This is a genomic window from Ruegeria lacuscaerulensis, assembly GCF_013031245.1.
GTDB lineage: Bacteria > Pseudomonadota > Alphaproteobacteria > Rhodobacterales > Rhodobacteraceae > Ruegeria > Ruegeria lacuscaerulensis_C.
Map to the genome: position 1 here is coordinate 15,401 of NZ_WPZL01000017.1, position 16,070 is coordinate 31,470.

22 protein-coding genes are annotated in these 16,070 nt (G+C 58.9%); 6 read left to right on the forward strand and 16 right to left on the reverse strand.

Features of this window, described 5'->3' with window-relative positions; genetic code table 11:
• The first annotated feature begins 20 nt into the window (after positions 1-20).
• A complete protein-coding gene (locus GOX66_RS17075) occupies positions 21-1,613 on the forward strand; it encodes an MFS transporter (RefSeq protein ID WP_170763953.1) in 1,593 nt (530 codons plus the stop codon).
• Positions 1,614-1,711: 98 nt separating this feature from the next.
• Here the strand turns inward: GOX66_RS17075 and GOX66_RS17080 are convergent, their stop codons facing one another.
• From GOX66_RS17080 to rplS, 3 genes are all read right to left on the reverse strand, one after another.
• Entirely contained in the window at positions 1,712-2,134 is a 423-nt protein-coding gene (locus GOX66_RS17080; protein ID WP_170763954.1) for a hypothetical protein, read from the reverse strand.
• A gap of 155 nt (positions 2,135-2,289) precedes the next feature.
• The gene (gene rpmE, locus GOX66_RS17085; RefSeq protein WP_170763955.1) at positions 2,290-2,511 is read right to left on the reverse strand and encodes a 50S ribosomal protein L31; all 222 of its coding nucleotides are present in this window, start codon (positions 2,509-2,511) and stop codon (positions 2,290-2,292) included.
• Between the two features lie 11 nt (positions 2,512-2,522).
• Positions 2,523-2,906, reverse strand: coding sequence for a 50S ribosomal protein L19 (gene rplS, locus GOX66_RS17090; protein WP_170763956.1), 384 nt, complete (start codon positions 2,904-2,906; stop codon positions 2,523-2,525).
• A 381-nt stretch (positions 2,907-3,287) separates the two neighbouring features.
• Here rplS and GOX66_RS17095 point away from each other — a divergent pair, with 381 nt between their 5' ends.
• On the forward strand, positions 3,288-4,091 hold the full coding sequence (locus tag GOX66_RS17095) for a glycoside hydrolase family 25 protein (RefSeq protein ID WP_170763957.1): 804 nt from the start codon (positions 3,288-3,290) through the stop codon (positions 4,089-4,091).
• Here the strand turns inward: GOX66_RS17095 and GOX66_RS17100 are convergent.
• The 11 genes from GOX66_RS17100 to GOX66_RS17150 form a co-directional block, all read right to left on the reverse strand.
• The gene (locus tag GOX66_RS17100; protein ID WP_170763958.1) at positions 4,085-4,513 is read right to left on the reverse strand and encodes a hypothetical protein; all 429 of its coding nucleotides are present in this window, start codon (positions 4,511-4,513) and stop codon (positions 4,085-4,087) included. The genes GOX66_RS17095 and GOX66_RS17100 overlap by 7 nt on opposite strands.
• 134 nt (positions 4,514-4,647) lie before the next feature.
• Positions 4,648-5,457: a tRNA (guanosine(37)-N1)-methyltransferase TrmD gene (gene trmD / locus GOX66_RS17105; RefSeq protein WP_170763959.1), complete on the reverse strand. Its 810-nt coding sequence runs from the start codon at positions 5,455-5,457 to the stop codon at positions 4,648-4,650.
• On the reverse strand, positions 5,454-6,269 hold the full coding sequence (locus GOX66_RS17110; RefSeq protein ID WP_170763960.1) for a hypothetical protein: 816 nt from the start codon (positions 6,267-6,269) through the stop codon (positions 5,454-5,456). Before GOX66_RS17110 ends, trmD begins: the two co-directional genes overlap by 4 nt.
• Positions 6,269-6,772 carry a ribosome maturation factor RimM gene (gene rimM, locus GOX66_RS17115; RefSeq protein ID WP_170763961.1) on the reverse strand — a complete coding sequence of 168 codons (504 nt, stop codon included), beginning with the start codon at positions 6,770-6,772 and terminating at the stop codon, positions 6,269-6,271. The genes GOX66_RS17110 and rimM overlap by 1 nt, the downstream gene beginning before the upstream one ends.
• 146 nt (positions 6,773-6,918) lie before the next feature.
• Entirely contained in the window at positions 6,919-7,554 is a 636-nt protein-coding gene (gene bluB, locus GOX66_RS17120) for a 5,6-dimethylbenzimidazole synthase (protein WP_170763962.1), read from the reverse strand.
• Positions 7,555-7,566: 12 nt separating this feature from the next.
• The gene (gene rpsP / locus GOX66_RS17125) at positions 7,567-7,944 is read right to left on the reverse strand and encodes a 30S ribosomal protein S16 (RefSeq protein ID WP_170763963.1); all 378 of its coding nucleotides are present in this window, start codon (positions 7,942-7,944) and stop codon (positions 7,567-7,569) included.
• A 42-nt stretch (positions 7,945-7,986) separates the two neighbouring features.
• Positions 7,987-8,283, reverse strand: coding sequence for a chorismate mutase (locus GOX66_RS17130; RefSeq protein ID WP_170763964.1), 297 nt, complete (start codon positions 8,281-8,283; stop codon positions 7,987-7,989).
• Positions 8,280-8,858, reverse strand: a complete 579-nt coding sequence (locus GOX66_RS17135) for a GNAT family N-acetyltransferase (RefSeq protein WP_170763965.1) — start codon at positions 8,856-8,858, stop codon at positions 8,280-8,282. The genes GOX66_RS17130 and GOX66_RS17135 overlap by 4 nt, the downstream gene beginning before the upstream one ends.
• Positions 8,855-9,463, reverse strand: coding sequence for a GNAT family N-acetyltransferase (locus tag GOX66_RS17140; protein ID WP_170763966.1), 609 nt, complete (start codon positions 9,461-9,463; stop codon positions 8,855-8,857). The genes GOX66_RS17135 and GOX66_RS17140 overlap by 4 nt, the downstream gene beginning before the upstream one ends.
• On the reverse strand, positions 9,464-10,969 hold the full coding sequence (ffh, locus tag GOX66_RS17145) for a signal recognition particle protein (RefSeq protein WP_170763967.1): 1,506 nt from the start codon (positions 10,967-10,969) through the stop codon (positions 9,464-9,466).
• Positions 10,970-11,131: 162 nt separating this feature from the next.
• Entirely contained in the window at positions 11,132-11,650 is a 519-nt protein-coding gene (locus GOX66_RS17150; protein WP_170763968.1) for a hypothetical protein, read from the reverse strand.
• An 88-nt stretch (positions 11,651-11,738) separates the two neighbouring features.
• Here GOX66_RS17150 and GOX66_RS17155 point away from each other — a divergent pair, with 88 nt between their 5' ends.
• The gene (locus GOX66_RS17155) at positions 11,739-12,269 is read left to right on the forward strand and encodes a prolyl-tRNA synthetase associated domain-containing protein (protein WP_170763969.1); all 531 of its coding nucleotides are present in this window, start codon (positions 11,739-11,741) and stop codon (positions 12,267-12,269) included.
• Here the strand turns inward: GOX66_RS17155 and GOX66_RS17160 are convergent, their stop codons facing one another.
• Positions 12,270-13,010 carry an aspartate/glutamate racemase family protein gene (locus GOX66_RS17160; protein ID WP_170763970.1) on the reverse strand — a complete coding sequence of 247 codons (741 nt, stop codon included), beginning with the start codon at positions 13,008-13,010 and terminating at the stop codon, positions 12,270-12,272.
• A 72-nt stretch (positions 13,011-13,082) separates the two neighbouring features.
• Positions 13,083-13,664, reverse strand: a complete 582-nt coding sequence (locus GOX66_RS17165; RefSeq protein WP_170763971.1) for an FMN-dependent NADH-azoreductase — start codon at positions 13,662-13,664, stop codon at positions 13,083-13,085.
• Positions 13,665-13,783: 119 nt separating this feature from the next.
• Here GOX66_RS17165 and GOX66_RS17170 point away from each other — a divergent pair, with 119 nt between their 5' ends.
• Genes GOX66_RS17170 through GOX66_RS17180 form a run of 3 tightly spaced genes read left to right on the forward strand, consistent with a single transcriptional unit; the run spans position 13,784 to position 16,070 of the window.
• Entirely contained in the window at positions 13,784-14,662 is an 879-nt protein-coding gene (locus GOX66_RS17170; RefSeq protein ID WP_170763972.1) for a LysR family transcriptional regulator, read from the forward strand.
• Complete coding sequence (locus GOX66_RS17175) at positions 14,659-15,597, forward strand: DMT family transporter (protein WP_170763973.1); 939 nt, start codon at positions 14,659-14,661, stop codon at positions 15,595-15,597. Before GOX66_RS17170 ends, GOX66_RS17175 begins: the two co-directional genes overlap by 4 nt.
• A 59-nt stretch (positions 15,598-15,656) precedes the next feature.
• Complete coding sequence (locus GOX66_RS17180; protein WP_170763974.1) at positions 15,657-16,070, forward strand: universal stress protein; 414 nt, start codon at positions 15,657-15,659, stop codon at positions 16,068-16,070.

The following is a 16,070-nucleotide window of genomic DNA, read 5'->3' on the forward strand; positions in this document are numbered from 1 at the left end:
CAAAGATTTGGGGCAAGTTCATGAGCGACGAGAACTCTCAGGAAGAAGTCCAAAAGAAGCGCGCCCGCGTTGTGTTGGCGATGACTGCGATCTGCATGATGGTTGTCGGTTTCAATACCACAGCCGTGGCAACTATTCTTCCCAACCTGAAAGCCGAGTTTGATCTGACACCGTCCGGGTTGCAATGGGTGATGGCAATCTACACCGTGACCAGTGCGACGCTTGTCACAATCGTCAGCCGCCTGGGCGATATCACCGGCAAGATGGGTGTGTTTTTCATTGGCATGATCGTCTTCGCCATCGGGTCCGCCTCGGTTTTGTTCTCACAGGACACCGCCATGCTGCTGTTCGGCCGCGGCGCGCAGGGCGCAGGGGCGGCGGCTCTGTTCGGCACGTCCTTGTCATTGCTGACCGCCGCCACGCCCGAAGACCAACGCGCCAGCGTAACGGGCGCGTGGGGGGCTATTGTTGGACTTGCAATTGGTGTCGGCCCGATCGTCGGCGGCGCATTTGGCCATTATATCAGCTGGAGGGCGGTATTTGCGACCGATCTGCTTTTGCTTGCCGCTGCCTTTGTGATCGGGCTACGCGTCAGCAGAGGTAAATACGTGCCGGATACACGTCTGGCTGGGGCCGAATTCGATTATCCGGGCGCCTTGGCGATACTCCTTTTTCTCGGACCCTTGTCCTTTGCGCTTAGCAACGGTGAGAGCAACGGCTGGGGCACACCGTTGACCCTTGTGCCGCTGGGCGTGGCGGCGGTGGCGACACTTGGTCTGGTCTACGCCTCGCGCCGAAGTGATGATCCGCTGGTCGAACTGCGCTATTTTCGGCATCCGCGTTACTTCATGGCTGCTGCGGGGATGTTCTTTACCGGTTTTACGCTGTTCTGCTTCTTCGTGTATTTCAACACCTTCGTCCAGTCGCCGGATGCCTTCGGTTATTCCTCGATCGGCGCAGGACTGGCGATCATGCCCCTCAGCCTCAGCATGTTTGTTGTCTCGGTCACGGCACCGCGGTTTCTCGCGCCCTACAGTTTTCAATGGCCCGTAGCGATTGGTCTGGGTGCGATGGCCTGTGGATTTTTGTTGCTGATGACAACAACGAACACGACGCAATACGCCGAGATCTGGTGGAAACTTTTGATCGTCGGGATTGGGATGGGCATCTGTTTTTCCCTGCTGCCGCGTCTCGGCCTGCGCCTGCTGCCCGAAGAACATATGGGGCAGGGGTCGGGCGTCATCAACGCCTTCCTCTATTTTGGGGCCACCCTTGGCGCTGTGGTCGGGGGGCTGGCCGAGGCGATCACAATCCGCCGGGGCTTGTCTGAGGTGATCAAAGCCCTTCCCGCCGGTTCAACCGAACGCGAGGATTTGGCCCATGCCCTGGCCCACGGCACGCCTGGTCAAATCCAGCAGCTGATCGCAGGGATGGACCCTACGGCCGGGACCACTTTGGCCAAAGCCCTGCGGGACTTGCAGGACAACGCCTTTGACAGCGCCATGCTGGTTGCTGCGATTGGCGCGCTGATTGGGATGGCGCTGGCGCTGATATTGTTGCGGGGACCGGTGCCGCCAGTGCACTGTGCGGTGGAACTGACTCGGAATAAATAATGTAGCTTGCGTGGCCATGTCGGAACGCCCGGCAAAATTGGCCAAGACCCAATTTCCATTGGGTGCGCCTAAGGTCAAGTTTGCGGACAAAGTTGCCATTAAGAATGCTCCCATCTTCCGCGAACTTCGTGGATTACAGTTTCCACACTTCCATCGGTATCATCGCAGGAAAAGTAAGCGATATTGAGTGCACTGTACTGACCTTCGAAAGGTGCAATTTTCCTCACTGCTTTTTCGGCCTCATAAACTGACAAATGAGTGCCTTCCAGCATCAGGCGCGCAATGGGAACAACGGATCGGGCTAAAGGGTGATCTACTCTCTCACTCCACACATCTATCAGATCCGAAAGCGTTTCTTTTGCCACACCGGTGCTTTGGGGCGGGCGGCATATCTCTTCGAGGACCATAAACACAGCATTAGTGGATATTGAAAGAGCGACATCAACCAGTTCTATAACTTTTTCACGGTTGGCGTAGGGAAAGGCACAGTCAATCGACTTGGAGAACTCAGCTTCGTTCATAGCGGTCGCTTTCGGGAGTATTATTGCATTTTTTCAGTTCACACAGCAGTCATACCAAGGTCAACAAGGGCTCGAAGCTGACCAATCCATTCCTTTCAAGCCAGAAAAAAAGGCCGCCCCTAAGGACGGCCTTTCGCATTCGAAACGGGTCAGGCTCAGAAGCCCAGACCTTCGTATTTCTTCTTGAACTTCGACACACGGCCGCCGGCGTCCATCAGACGTGACGAGCCACCGGTCCACGCGGGGTGCGAGGAGGGGTCGATTTCCAGAGCCAGCTGGTCGCCTTCGCTACCCCAGGTGGATTTCATCTGAACCACGGTGCCATCGGTCATTTTGACGTCGATGAAGTGGTAATCGGGATGGATGTCTTTTTTCATCTTTCCGCTCCTTACGCCTCGGCGCCAGCCTTGGGCTTGTAGTTGGTAACTTCTGCGATACGCGCGGATTTACCGCGACGGGTACGCAGATAGTACAGTTTGGCGCGACGGACGCGGCCACGGCGGACAACGGTGATGCTGTCGATGTTGGTCGAATGCAGCGGGAACACACGCTCCACGCCTTCGCCGAACGAAATCTTGCGGACGGTGAAGGAACCGGCAATGCCATTGCCGTTCTTGCGCGAGATGCAGACGCCTTCGTAGTTCTGCACACGGGTGCGCGAGCCTTCGGTCACTTTAAAGCCGACACGAATGGTGTCACCGGCTTTGAAATCGGGGATATCTTTCCCCAGGGCGGCAATCTGTTCCGCCTCAAGCTGTGCGATCAGGTCCATCGCAGTTTCTCCTATCTGCTCGTGGTTGGTCCACGAAGTTTGGGCACGGCCTGAGAGCTCTTGGTCTTCACCGGGTCCTGCGTACAGCCCGCCAGAGGTCAGATCGAATGTTCCTTTTGGTTCGGTCCGCCCTGCCGCGCCTTGGCTGAAGAAAGCCGGGCGTCACGTCATGGTGCAGACCAAAACACCGGAGTCGCAAGTCGCGGCACCGGATTGCGCTGCTTTACGGGCTTTGCGGGCAGGGATCAAGCCAAAATTGCCATAATTTGTGGCATTGGACGGTGGGTTTTCGCCGCTTGAAAACTACGCCGTTGCCTTGCGGCTGCGATCAGGCATTCTGGACTCAATTATACGAGCAGAAATTTAAAACAGGAATGGATCATGCGCATAGCATTGATGCTGGCCGTAATGGCCCTTGCGATCATGTCCTGCGGTCGCAACAGTCCCCGGCCACAAGAGGTCGAGGCAAAAGCTTTTCTGGACACAACCTCGCCATCAGTGATTTTCCCGGCCTTTGGAGATGCCGACCCACATGAGTGGGAAGGGCGGCACCCGGGGCATTACCCGGTTCACGGGCTGGACGTATCGCGCTGGCAAGGACCGATAGACTGGCGCAGGGCTAGGGCGTCCGGTGTCAGCTTTGTGTTTATCAAGGCGACCGAGGGCGGTGACGTGGCAGATCCGATGTTTGACGACCATCGACGCGGAGCGCAGGGCGCGGGTGTGCCGTGGGGGGCATATCACTACTACTATTTCTGCCGCCCTGCCCATGAACAGGCCCGGTGGTTCATAAAAAACGTACCAAAAGGGGCTGACCTTCCGCATGTGCTGGATATGGAATGGACACCCCATTCCAAGACCTGCACTCTCAGGCCGGATGGTGCCACCGTTCGGGCCGAGGCGCAGCGGTTTCTCGACATCCTCGAACGCCATTATGGCCGCCGACCGATCGTATATACGACTGTGGATTTCTATGGCGACACGAATATCGGGCGCCTGCCTAAAACTGAGTTCTGGCTGCGCTCAGTCGCCGGGCATCCGCGCAACGTTTACCCCAAAGCGGTTTGGCGGTTCTGGCAATATACCGGCACCGGGCTGGTGCCCGGTGTTCAGGGTAAGGTGGATATCAACACATTCAACGGCCACCCGGATATCTGGGCACGCTGGAAGGCGGGGAACTACTGAACGTTGGCGAAGCTATAGGATTCGACCGTGCCGCCACCGACCAGATGATCCAGGCGACGCACACGCTCATGCTTGGAAGCGTTGTTTAACCACGCGGACTCATTGCCCGTCAGTTCGCGCCGCTCGAACCCGCGCTCAGCAAGACACCGGTCAACCTGATCATATTCGCCCTGCGTCCGCAGTTCGTCCTGCATCGGAACAGTGACGAGCGGGCCTAGAATGATCCCGAAAAGAAGGACGTTGGTCGTGTAACCGCCAATGACCGCGCTATTGCCACCTTCGTCCGCCTCTCCGGTGCAATCAAGTACCGCATTGCGCGCGGATGCCAGAGTGTGACCTTGCTGGGTTGGGATAGATCCGTTCAAAGGCTTTACAGCGCAGGCGGAAACGGCCAGAACGGCGACTAGCAAAACTACTTTCATCAATGCAGCCTGTATTGAACGCAAAATTGCGTGGTTATAGGTTATTAAAGGTTGATTATTGTGTGCAAAAATCAACTTCAAGTGGGCCGCCGCGAAGTCCTTGGACTGCGCCCAAAAGGCCACAGTCCGGTGACTCACTCCTGACGATCTTTGCGCGCATTCAGATAAGTCTCCCACAGATCCGACCGCCGTTCGCGAGTAATCCGCTCTGACATATCGTGGCGCCATTCTGCGATACGGCCGTGATGACCGGACATCAGGATGTCCGGGATCTGGCGGCCCTTCCAGTCGGCAGGCCGGGTGTATTGCGGATGCTCCAGCAGGCCCGAAGAAAAGCTCTCTTCTTCAGCCGAGGCCTGGTTGCCGAGCACGCCCGGGATCAGTCGCACGGTTGCGTCTATCAGGGCTTGCGCCGCGATCTCGCCGCCGGTCATCACGAAATCGCCCAGCGAAACCTCCTGAACGCCATAATGTTCAAGCACCCGTTCATCAACACCCTCGAACCGACCACATAGCAGGGTCATGCCGTCGCAGCGCGCGAAATTCTGCATCATGCGCTGGTCCATCCGGCGACCACGTGGGCTGAGGTAGATTAGCGGCCAGTTACCCTGTACGCCAGCCATAGTATGCTCGATCGCATCGCCCAGTACGTCTGCGCGCAGCACCATGCCCGCGCCGCCACCCGCAGGTGTATCGTCCACATTGCGGTGCTTGCCCACACCGAATTGGCGTAGATCAACCGTCTCCAACTGCCACAGCCCCTCCTGCAGCGCTTTGCCAGTCAGGCTTTCGCCCAACACGCCGGGAAAGGCCGAGGGGAACAGGGTGATGATCTTGGCCTTCCACACGCCGTGCAGATCAGGCGTGGGCGTGAGCAACTCGCGCGGCTTCAGAGTCGGTCGGATCGCCTTGCGGCCGTGGGATTTACCGGGCTTTTCTGTCATGTTGTACCGATCAGCGCGTCTTTGGCGCGGTCAATAATCGCGGTCTTTTGTTCGATCAGGGCGGCCTCGTCCAGCCGGGAACGGTTCAGGTCCAGCAACTCGGCCAAAATGTCCTCGGGCAAACGGTTATTGACTTTGGAGGGCGGCACCAGAAGGTTGGCCTTGTTCCCGGGCAGGTCAATGTATTCGGCAAACGGTGTGCCTGGGCCAAAGCGCCGCAACTGCAATTCTTCAAGCCATTCCACGGCAACATTGATGGATGGCAGCCGTTCCCTGATCTGGTTCACCGTGTCCTGAAGGGACGGCAAGTGGTCCATATTCGACCGGAAGGTTTCGAAGTCCTGCACCTGACGCGTGCGTTTCAAATCATGTGCCCAGAGGCTGCGCAGCCAGCCGCCACGCTGGCGCAAGGACAGGTAGATCGTGATTTCAATCTCCTGACCGGCAAAACGGTGATGGATCGCATCGACAAGACAAGCCGCAAGTTCCGGCGCCGCCGCATAGCCCTGTTCGATATTGCGACTGGGGCGCAGGCCCGCGAAATTCTCCTCACTGACGATCAGCCCGCGCTTCTCGCCGAAATCGAGCGTGTCCAGAAAGTCACGTATCAGTGAGCCAAATTCGGACAGTGTTCCAACTGTACCATAGATGGAATGGTTGGTGGCCGCGCGCGACAGCCCAGCTTTTCTGGTTCTGTAGGGCAGGACCAGCGCGAAATGCGGCCATATAAGATCGCGGTTATCATAAAGGAATGACTGCGCCGCAGTTGTGCCGGTTTTGTGCAGGCCGAGATGCAGCAGAACCCGCCGCATCAGATCAGACCCTCCGGCGGGTCGGCGATGATGCGGCCCTTATCCAGATCAACTGTTGGCACTGCTTCAAGCGTGAAGGGCAGCAAAACGGTCGATTTCAGGCCGGGTCCGTGCAATTCCAGCAGGTCTGCCGCACCGTGGTTCTGCACGGATTTGACGCGTCCCAGCAGGGTGCCGCCGGTGTCGTAGACCTCCAGCCCGATCAGGTCGGTGTGGTAGAACTCGTCATCAGGCAGCGACGGCAGCTGATCGCGCCGCGCAAACAAACGCAGACCCTTGAGGGCATCAGCCTCTTCTTTGGACTCAACCCCGCCCAGCCGTGCGGCAAAGCCGTTCTTGATCGTTCGGGTCAGTACCAGAGGGTAGCGCTCTGCGCCGCTCTCGTCGGTCAGGGGTGAATAGGCTTCGATATCCTCGGGGACCGCGCAATAGCTTTTCAGGCGCACTTCTCCGCGCACTCCGTAAGAACCTGCAATGGTGCCTACGCAGATCAGATCACTCATTTGGCTCTTCCGTTTTCACACATAGACCATCCAGCCATTCGCCGCGCTGGGCACAGGCCTCGCGTTGATTGCTGCGTTCAAAGAACACGCCTACAATAAATGCGATCGCCAACAGGATGGGAAGTCGTATCAGCCCGAACATCTGTCTATCGCGCCTCTACGGGCAAGCTGTCGTCACGGCATTCCCAGCCGACGCGCTCCAGTTCGGGCGTGTCAGACAGTTCCTCGGGCCAGCCAACGCAGAAATAGCCGATCAGGCGCCAATTGTTCGGGATGTTTAGGTCGTAGGCCATCTGTTCGGGGTCCAGAATGGAAACCCAGCCCAACCCCAGCCCTTCGACCCTCAAGACCAGCCAGAACAATGTGATGGCCGAAACAACAGAATAGCGCCGCATCTCGGGCATAGTGCCTGCGCCTAAACCTTGCCCCTTGTCGGTGGCATCGTCACAGAACACGGCCAGTTGCACTGGGGCTTCCTGCATCCCGGACAGTTTAAGACCGCTATATAGCTTGGCTTTTTCGCCGGAATAACCTGCAAGGGCTTCGGCATTCGCAGCCTGGAAATTTTCAAGCGCTGCGGCGCGCGCCGCGGCGCTTTCAACGCGGATCAAGCGCCAGGGTTCGCTCAGCCCCACAGAGGGGGCCAGACGAAACGCGTCGAGGCAGCGCGTCAGCACTGCCTCGTCCACGGGATCGGTGCGGAACCGGCGCACATCGCGCCGGAGCCGCATCAACAGATCAAGCTGCGTGCGAAAATCGTCGGTGAAAGCCTGATCCTGCACGCGCCCGCCTGCTTATTCTTCTGCAGCTTCTTCTTCAGCCGGTGCAGCAGCTTCAGCGGCCTTGGCAGCTTTCTCTTCAGCGCGCTCCTGAGCTTTCTTGCCCGGAGTGCCTTTGTTGGGGTTGTTACGCTCAGCCTTCTCACGGGTGCCGGCAGCTTCCAGCATGCGCGCGATACGGTCGGTGGGCTGTGCGCCCTGATCCAGCCAGTACTGAACACGCTCCACGTTCATTTTCACGCGCTCTTCGCTGTCTTTCGGCAGCAGCGGGTTATAGGTGCCCAGCTTTTCGATGAAACGACCGTCGCGCGGCATGCGGCTATCAGCGGCCACTATGCGGTAGAAGGGACGTTTTTTCGAGCCGCCGCGGGCGAGACGAATTTTCATTGCCATGGTGGTTTCTCCTTTGGATGGCGTTTACCGGAGCAGCTCCGGTTAGTTCTGGTGTTTCTTGTGGTGTCGGATGACTTCCTGAATGATGAAGTTCAGGAAAGCCTTGGCGAAGTCAGGGTCCAGATCGGCCTGTTTCGCCAGGTCTTCTAACCGAGCGATCTGCGCTGCCTCGCGCGAGGGATCGGACGGGGGAAGGTCGTGCTCGGCCTTGAGCTTGCCAACGGCCTGCGTGTGCTTGAACCGCTCGCCCAGCGTATAGACAAGGATCGCGTCCAGCCTGTCGATGCTTTCGCGATGCTCTTTCAACAGCGTGGCAGCCTGTGTCACGGGGTTGGTCATTGGCCGGTCCTTTCGGGGGTCAAGGCGGTGTGGGTCATGCGTAAACCGCCATCCACCAAATCGGCATGAGTAGGATGGCGCCAGATTTCGGAAGTACCGAATTTGGGATGTTGGTAGTTGTAGTCGAACTTCGCGCCCAGCCGCTTGGCGACGGCCTTGCTGGCATGGTTTTCCGGGTCGATCAACGAAATCGCCGTCTCCCAGCCCAGCACGTCATAGGCATAGGTGCGCGCGGCCAGAGCGGCTTCGGTTGCATAGCCTTTGCCCGTGGCGTTGTTCATCAGGGTCCAGCCGACCTCGGGCTCAGGCCATCCTTCGGGGAACCACAGGCCGACCCGACCGACATAGGTGCCGGTTTCTTTTTCCTCGACCCCCCAGAAACCATAGCCGCGCAGCATCCAGTGCCCCAGCAACATGGCGATTGAACGCCATGTTTCATCCCGGCGCAGGGGGCCGCCGACAAACCGTGAGGCATCGCTGGCAAAGAAATCTGCCTCAGCCTCAAGATCAACCTCGGACGGAGCCCGCAGGATCAGCCGATCCGTTTCGACGACGGGAATGAAATCGAAGGTCATGCGTAAGCCTCCATCCCACCATCGCTATCCGATGGGAAATGACGGTAGACGTGAACCGGTTTGTCAAAGGCGCTTTCGGCCTGCTCATCCCGCCTTGCCCCGGCACGCTGAGCTACTTTGGCAGACCGTGCATTGTCGGGGTCGACATAGCTGACCAGAGAAGGCAGGTCGTGGGTATCCAGCGCAAAGCTGCGTGCGGCGGTGACGGCCTCGGTTGCGATGCCTCTGCCCTCGGCTGCGGCGGTCAGCATATAGCCCAGTTCGTATTCCTGATCGCCAAACTCCATGGCAACCGAGACGAAGCCCATAACTACACCGTCCGTACGGTCTTCGACCGTCCATACGCCTGCGCCACGCAGCATCCATCCTGCAACATATTGGGTGAAGTCTTGCCAGGCGCCTTCTCGGTCGAACGGGCCGTCCAAATAACGCGCGCGGTCGGACATCAGGATTTCGGCATAGCATTCGAAATCCCGCAGCTCCGGCGCGCGTAGGACCAGACGTGCGGTCTCGATGCGCGGCACCAAAGCACCCAGCCGCGCAGACAGCGCGGCTGCGGTGCCGGTGGCCGGAGCCTCCCAGGGATATGCCGAAGGGGCGTTCATTTACTTCTTTTTCCCGAACCCGCTGAGGCCTGGAGGCAGGCCCATGCCGCCGCCCATTCCGGGCATACCGGGCATCTTGCCGCCCATCGCCTTGGCCGCCTGTTCCAGCGCCTTGGGGTCCATGCCTGCGGCCATGTCCTCGGGTGAGGGGCCGCCTTTACCGAACATGCCCTTCATGGCCTGTTTCAGCATCTTGCCTTTACCCATCTTGCCCATTTTCTTCATCATGTCCGACATCTGCCGGTGCATTTTGAGCAGTTTGTTGAGGTCGCTGACCTCCATCCCCGAACCCGCCGCGATCCGCTTTTTGCGGCTGGCCTGCAGCAGTTGCGGGTTGGCACGTTCACGCTTGGTCATGGATTGGATCATGGCGATCTGCTGGCGCAGGATCTTGTCGTCCAGACCGGCCTGATCCATCTGCTTGGCCATCTTGCCCATGCCCGGCATCATGCCCATCATGCCCTGCATACCGCCCATCTGGATCATCTGTTCCAGCTGCATCTTCAGGTCGTTCATGTTGAACTGACCTTTGACCATGCGCTTCATCATGCGCTCGGTCTGTTCCATCTCCATCGTTTCCTGGGCCTTTTCGACCAGGGCCACGATGTCGCCCATGCCCAGAATACGACCGGCAATCCGGTCCGGCTCGAAGGTTTCGAGCGCGTCCATCTTTTCGCCCAGACCGACAAAGCGGATCGGCTTGCCGGTGACCGCGCGCATCGACAGCGCCGCACCGCCACGTCCGTCACCATCCATCCGGGTCAGTACCACGCCCGAGATGCCGACCTTGGCGTCGAATTCCTCGGCCACTTCGACGGCGACCTGACCGGTCAGGCCGTCGACAACCAGCAGGGTCTCGCGCGGGTCAACCACATTGCGGACCTGTTCAACCTCGTCCATCAGGACTTCGTCGATATGCAGACGGCCCGCGGTGTCGAGCATGTAGACGTCGTAGCCACCCAGCGTCGCCTGTTGCTTGGCGCGCTTGGCAATGTCGACCGGTTTTTGGCCAGGGACGATCGGCAGGGTATCGACGCCGACCTGTGTGCCCAGAACGGCCAGCTGATCCATCGCCGCCGGGCGATAGACGTCCAGCGAGGCCATAAGGACCTTCTTGCCCTCTTTCTCTTTCAGGCGCTTGGCGAGTTTACCGGTGGTGGTCGTCTTACCCGAACCCTGCAGACCGACCATCAGGATCGGGGCAGGCGGGTTGTCGATCTTCAGCGCACCGGGGTCATCCTCACCGCGCAGAGTATCGACCAGCGCGTCATGCACGATCTTGACGACCTGCTGACCGGGGGTGATCGACTTGGTGACCGCCTGACCGGTGGCTTGGCTTTGAACCTTCTTGACGAATTCACGGGCAACCGGCAGCGAAACGTCTGCCTCAAGCAGGGCAACCCGAACCTCGCGCAGGGCGGTTTTGACGTCTTCTTCGGACAGGGCGCCCTGTTTGGTCAGCCGGTCAAAGACGCCGGAAAGGCGTTCGGATAGATTTTCAAACATGCCTTCGGCCTCCTTAGCCGGTTATCTCGTGGCGCCTCTTAGATAAGAAACACCGGTTAAATGCACAATTGCCCCCACGGGCGAAACTCGCTGGTGGGGGGCGATCCCTGAACGACTCAAGGGACCGGAAGATCAGACGCTTCCGGATGTTTGAACGGGGCTTTAGGCCGATTGGCTGTCCGAGTCAACCTTGCGCGCGGGCAGCCAGTCATTGACCGCATCAACGAGCCGGTCCGACCCCGGCCCGTTTGAGAATGCTTCTACTATCGGATGGCGGCCGGCGCTCATGCCTTCGTCCAGAACCAGAACCGGGCGATACAATGTCGAAGTGCGCCCCTCACGCGTTGAAGTGGTGCTTTCCAGTTCGGCGTGGGACAGATTCGACAACACATGTTCAACCACGTCATAGCCAAAGATTGACTGGCGACGGATCAGAATACTGTCCCTGTTACGATCCAGAACAACCTGTACCCGTCGCACAAAGACACAAAACGCGCCGAATCCCAGTCCGCCGCCTCCCAAGGCAAAGATCAGGCCGAACCAGATGTTCTCGCCCCCGGCGCTCATCAACAGAATGCCGGGACCGACAAAGGCGAGGATGAAGAAAACCAGCATTATGCCGATGAACCACGGGGTTTTGGCAAGGATCAGTTGGTTCTGTGTATTGCGCGTCACTTTCATGGCGGCACGCTAGCACTGATTTTGAGGTCTGTCCCGGCTTGAAATTACACCCGCGTTAGGCGATGAGCGCGTCTGACAGGAGGTTCCCATGGACGCATCATCCACCTTTCAGGACACATTGCCGCTCAGTTCCGACGCGCTGCTGGTGCAACTGGACGATTGGGGGCTGACCTATCGTCTTCACACCCACATCCCATTGCGCACCGTCGAAGACGCCAAGGGAGTCGAGGATCAGTTCATGGTGCCGGGTGAAAACGTCCTGCGGCTCAAGAACCTGTATCTGCGTGACAAGAAAAAGCGGAACTATCTGGTGACGCTGGAGCAGAGCCGCGAGATTGACCTCAAGGCGCTGGGGGCAGAGTTGGGCGTGGGGAACCTGTCCTTTGGCTCGGCGGACCGACTGTTGCAAAATCTGGGAATCCGGCCGGGTGCAGTCAGCCCCTTGGCCATGATAAACGGCGTGGAACACAATGTGCGGTTCTTCATGGACGGGGCGGCGCAGCAGGCGGATGTCATCAATATGCACCCGCTGGTCAATGACCGGACCGTCGCCATGCCCCGTACCGACCTGATGGCATTCTTTGACCGGGTTGGATGTGACGTAAACTGGTTGCCCTGATCAGCCTTCCAGCGCTTCTTTCAAGGCGGCGGCAACATGGGCGGCCGACGGGTTGATGAAAAGATGCCCCTCAGCTTCGAAAACCGGGTCGTCCAGATGATCCGGAAAGGCCAGCGGCAACTCGGTACAGGCCAACAGGATGGCAGTTCCGGGCGCTGCGTGCTTGTTGCAAAAGGCCATTAACCGGTCGCGGGCGACCGCGGATGCGCCACCGTAGAAGTCGCTGTCGATCATGGCCTGCATTTCGGCGATCTCTGGCGCGGGCAGGCGGCTGTTTGCTTTGATGGCTGCGTCGGCAAGGCGGTCGGCGTAGTTGGTGGCTTCCATCGTAACGGCTGTGCCCAGAACCAGAGCCTTGGCCGCACCAGTCGCGGCAGTGACTTCGGCGGTTGCATCGAAAATGCTGAGAATGGGCATCGAAACGCCCTGTCGGATTGCGTGCAACCGGGCATGTGGGGTGTTCGATGCGATTATGCCAAAATCGCAGCCCGCGCGTTCCAGTGTCAGCAGGGCTTCGCGGAACACAGCGTCGAACCCGGTCCAGCTGGCCTCGTCCCCAGCAACGCCGCGCAGGGCCCTGGTCTTGGCCTGAGTAACGGATTCTATGGTCATCGGCGGGATTGGAAGTGGCGACCCATATCCGCGTTCGGCAAAATACTTGCCCGCGCCTTTGGCAGTGGCCCGGTAGTAATCCACTGTTGAGGCCCAGCCTACACCGCCCAGAATTCCGATCTTTTTCATGAAAATGCCCAGTCTGCCAAATCCCGTTCAGGCGCAGACTGGACGTTTCAAGTGGCAAAAGCCAGTGGTCAATCAGGCTGCGAGTTCCGAAACCGCCTTATGGGCATTGTTCATTGAGGTTTCGGCGTCCAGAGCCAGCTGGTCGGCGGCGACCACGTCGACTTCATGAATGCCGACAAAGCCCAGCACGTGCTTGGCATAATTGGTGGCAAAGTCGATCTCGGACCCGACCGCCGTGCCGCCCGACGCGATGGCCAGGATCGCGCGTTTGCCTTCCAGCAGGCCTTTGGGGCCGTTTTCGGTATACGCGAATGTCAACCCGGCACGCGCAACCAGGTCAACCCAGGCTTTGAAAGCAGCCGGGACGGAGAAGTTATAGATCGGCAGGCCAATGACAATAGTATCAGCTTGCTGCAGTTCCTGTACCAGTTCATCCGACAGGGACAGGTGACCACGCTGAACTTCATCGCGCTGATCCGCGGGGGTGAAGTTGGCGTTGATCCAATCTTCGGTCAGCAGGGGCAGAGGAGTAGCCAGATCGCGGCGGATGATGCGCCCGGCGTTCAGGTGTTTGACGATCCGGTTCGACAGGTCACGGGTGGCAGAGCCTTCGCGGCGGGCAGAGGCGTCGATATGCAGGATGGTTCTGGTCATGTCAGGGTGTCCTTTGGGTGTAGTTTTCGCGTCTGGCCCCAATATGAATGTTGCTTGCGTGAACAAAACTCTGATAAGTCAACATCGAGTGTTAAAATTTGCACAGTGGAAAAGATGCAATGGACAACTGGGACGAAGTCAGAACTGCCTACCAAGTGGCCCGAATGGGAACCGTCAGCGGCGCTGCCGAGGTTCTGGGCGTACACCACGCCACCGTTATCCGCCACATTGACGCAATTGAGGCGCGGTTGACGGTCAAACTCTTCCAGCGACATGCCCGCGGATACACGCCCACGGAAGCCGGAGAAGACCTGTTGCGTGTGGCTCAGGCTACCGAGGACCAGTTCAACCAGCTTGTCGGCCGGATGAAAGGTCGGGGCGATGACGTCTCGGGTGAGCTGGTTGTGACGTCGCTATCCTCGTTGGCGCCACTTGTGGTTCCGGTGCTCAACGAGTTTCAGCGCCTGCATCCGGGTCTGATCGTGCGGTATCTGACCGGAGATCGTCTGTTCCGCCTTGAATACGGCGAGGCGCACGTGGCCATCCGTGCGGGCTCGGCCCCTGATCAGCCGGACAACGTGGTACAGCCGTTTATCAATCAAGAGGTCGGCCTCTATGCCAGTTCGGCCTATATTGAGCGTCACGGCACGCCCTCGGGTGTCGCAGATTTCGGCAACCATTTCTTTGTTAGCACCGATGACGAAAACAGCCGCGCCCCGTTTTCCCGCTGGCTTCGCGCGACGGTACCTGCCGAAAACATCACCTTCCGCTGCACCAACAATTTCTGCATCCGCGAGGCTGTTCTGTCCGGTGCGGGGATTGGTTTCATGGCCCGGTGGGAGGCGACCCTTGACCCGGATCTGGTCGAGGTTATCGAGCCGCTACCTGAGTGGTACGGCAAACTGTGGCTGGTCACCCATGTGGATCTGCACCGCACAACCAAGGTGCAGGCTTTTCTGACTTTCCTGAAGGAACAGTCCAAAAGCTGGCTGACATGAGCGCGCAAGCCCGTGGCCATCTGGCCATGCTGGTGTTTTCGGCTCTGGTTGCAGGCAGCTTTTCGCTGGGCTCGCTGATTGCAAACAAGATCGCGCCCGAGGCCATAACGGCAGCGCGCTTCCTGATCGCCTCGGTCGTCATCGGAGTGGCGGCGCTGGTGACCACCGGCCTGCCGCGCAGCGCCGCACAGGCGCCGTGGCGCTATTTAGTGCTGGGCGGGCTGTTCGCCACCTATTTCGTTCTGATGTTTTACGGATTGAAGACTGCGCCGCCGGTCAGTGCGGCGGCCGTGTTTACGCTGACCCCGGTTTTATCAGCGGTGGCCGGGTGGGTGCTGCTGCGGCAGGTCACAACGCCCCGGATGGCCCTGGCGCTGACGGTTGGTGCCGTCGGCGCGCTCTGGGTCATTTTTCGCGCCGACTGGCAGGCCGCAGCGGCTTTCGAAATCGGTGGCGGAGAGATCATTTATTTCTGGGGCTGCGTGGCCCACGCGATCTATACGCCCATGGTGCGCAAGCTGAACCGTGGCGAACCGGCGGTCGTGTTCACCTTTGGCACTCTGGTGGCGGGCTGCGTGTTGCTGACCCTGTATGGCTGGTCCGACATCCGCGCGACCGACTGGGCCAATTTGCCGCTGATCGTCTGGGTCGGGCTGCTTTACGTTTCGATCTTTGCCACGGCGGCCAGCTTTGTTCTGGTGCAGTTCGCCGCTCTGCGTCTGCCCTCGGCCAAAGTTATGGCCTATACCTATCTGACCCCCAGCTGGGTCATTCTGTGGGAGATCGCGCTGGGCAATGGGGGCCCGGTCGCCCTGATCCTCGTGGGCGTGGTTTTAACTTGTGTGGCGCTTCTGATGCTGTTGAGGCCGGATGATCAGCTTGGTACAGCGGCTGCGGCTCGTCCAGGCGCAAACTCGGGTGATGCCGGTCCTTGAGGCAGGTCAAGGCGCACACATGCGAATTTCTCTATTCTGCGGGGTTAGGAGGTTGTCTCATGTTCAATCATATCATGTTCCCCGTCGATCTTCATTTGCCGCCCGAAGTCCGCAAAGCGGCCGATGTTGCGGCGCAGGTCGCACAGTGGCAGGGTGCCAAAATCACGGTCGTCAGCGTGACCGGAACGCAGCTGGGTGAAACTGCGCAGACGGACGAGGCGATCAATCAGAAACTGCAGGAATTTTCCGATCAACTGGCCAAGGACAGCGGTACCGAAGTCGCGTACCGCAATATCCATTCGGTTGACGTCGGCGCCGAAGTGGACAGTGATCTTACCCGCGCGGCTGAAGAGATCGGTGCGGACCTGATTGTTGTAGGTACGCATGCGCCCCGGATCATGGATTATATTTTCTCAAGCCATGCTGGTTATCTTGCGAAACATGCCAAGATTTCCGTTTTCGTCGTCAGGTAA

Excerpts from the sequence above, each read along its gene's own strand:
- GOX66_RS17075 (WP_170763953.1), top strand. The coding sequence starts at position 21 with ATGAGCGACGAGAACTCTCAGGAAGAAGTCCAAAAGAAGCGCGCCCGC.
- GOX66_RS17080 (WP_170763954.1), bottom strand. The coding sequence starts at position 2,134 with ATGAACGAAGCTGAGTTCTCCAAGTCGATTGACTGTGCCTTTCCCTAC.
- rpmE (WP_170763955.1), bottom strand. The coding sequence starts at position 2,511 with ATGAAAAAAGACATCCATCCCGATTACCACTTCATCGACGTCAAAATG.
- rplS (WP_170763956.1), bottom strand. The coding sequence starts at position 2,906 with ATGGACCTGATCGCACAGCTTGAGGCGGAACAGATTGCCGCCCTGGGG.
- GOX66_RS17095 (WP_170763957.1), top strand. The coding sequence starts at position 3,288 with ATGCGCATAGCATTGATGCTGGCCGTAATGGCCCTTGCGATCATGTCC.
- GOX66_RS17100 (WP_170763958.1), bottom strand. The coding sequence starts at position 4,513 with ATGAAAGTAGTTTTGCTAGTCGCCGTTCTGGCCGTTTCCGCCTGCGCT.
- trmD (WP_170763959.1), bottom strand. The coding sequence starts at position 5,457 with ATGACAGAAAAGCCCGGTAAATCCCACGGCCGCAAGGCGATCCGACCG.
- GOX66_RS17110 (WP_170763960.1), bottom strand. The coding sequence starts at position 6,269 with ATGCGGCGGGTTCTGCTGCATCTCGGCCTGCACAAAACCGGCACAACT.
- rimM (WP_170763961.1), bottom strand. The coding sequence starts at position 6,772 with ATGAGTGATCTGATCTGCGTAGGCACCATTGCAGGTTCTTACGGAGTG.
- rpsP (WP_170763963.1), bottom strand. The coding sequence starts at position 7,944 with ATGGCAATGAAAATTCGTCTCGCCCGCGGCGGCTCGAAAAAACGTCCC.
- GOX66_RS17130 (WP_170763964.1), bottom strand. The coding sequence starts at position 8,283 with ATGACCAACCCCGTGACACAGGCTGCCACGCTGTTGAAAGAGCATCGC.
- GOX66_RS17135 (WP_170763965.1), bottom strand. The coding sequence starts at position 8,858 with ATGACCTTCGATTTCATTCCCGTCGTCGAAACGGATCGGCTGATCCTG.
- GOX66_RS17140 (WP_170763966.1), bottom strand. The coding sequence starts at position 9,463 with ATGAACGCCCCTTCGGCATATCCCTGGGAGGCTCCGGCCACCGGCACC.
- ffh (WP_170763967.1), bottom strand. The coding sequence starts at position 10,969 with ATGTTTGAAAATCTATCCGAACGCCTTTCCGGCGTCTTTGACCGGCTG.
- GOX66_RS17150 (WP_170763968.1), bottom strand. The coding sequence starts at position 11,650 with ATGAAAGTGACGCGCAATACACAGAACCAACTGATCCTTGCCAAAACC.
- GOX66_RS17155 (WP_170763969.1), top strand. The coding sequence starts at position 11,739 with ATGGACGCATCATCCACCTTTCAGGACACATTGCCGCTCAGTTCCGAC.
- GOX66_RS17160 (WP_170763970.1), bottom strand. The coding sequence starts at position 13,010 with ATGAAAAAGATCGGAATTCTGGGCGGTGTAGGCTGGGCCTCAACAGTG.
- GOX66_RS17165 (WP_170763971.1), bottom strand. The coding sequence starts at position 13,664 with ATGACCAGAACCATCCTGCATATCGACGCCTCTGCCCGCCGCGAAGGC.
- GOX66_RS17170 (WP_170763972.1), top strand. The coding sequence starts at position 13,784 with ATGGACAACTGGGACGAAGTCAGAACTGCCTACCAAGTGGCCCGAATG.
- GOX66_RS17175 (WP_170763973.1), top strand. The coding sequence starts at position 14,659 with ATGAGCGCGCAAGCCCGTGGCCATCTGGCCATGCTGGTGTTTTCGGCT.
- GOX66_RS17180 (WP_170763974.1), top strand. The coding sequence starts at position 15,657 with ATGTTCAATCATATCATGTTCCCCGTCGATCTTCATTTGCCGCCCGAA.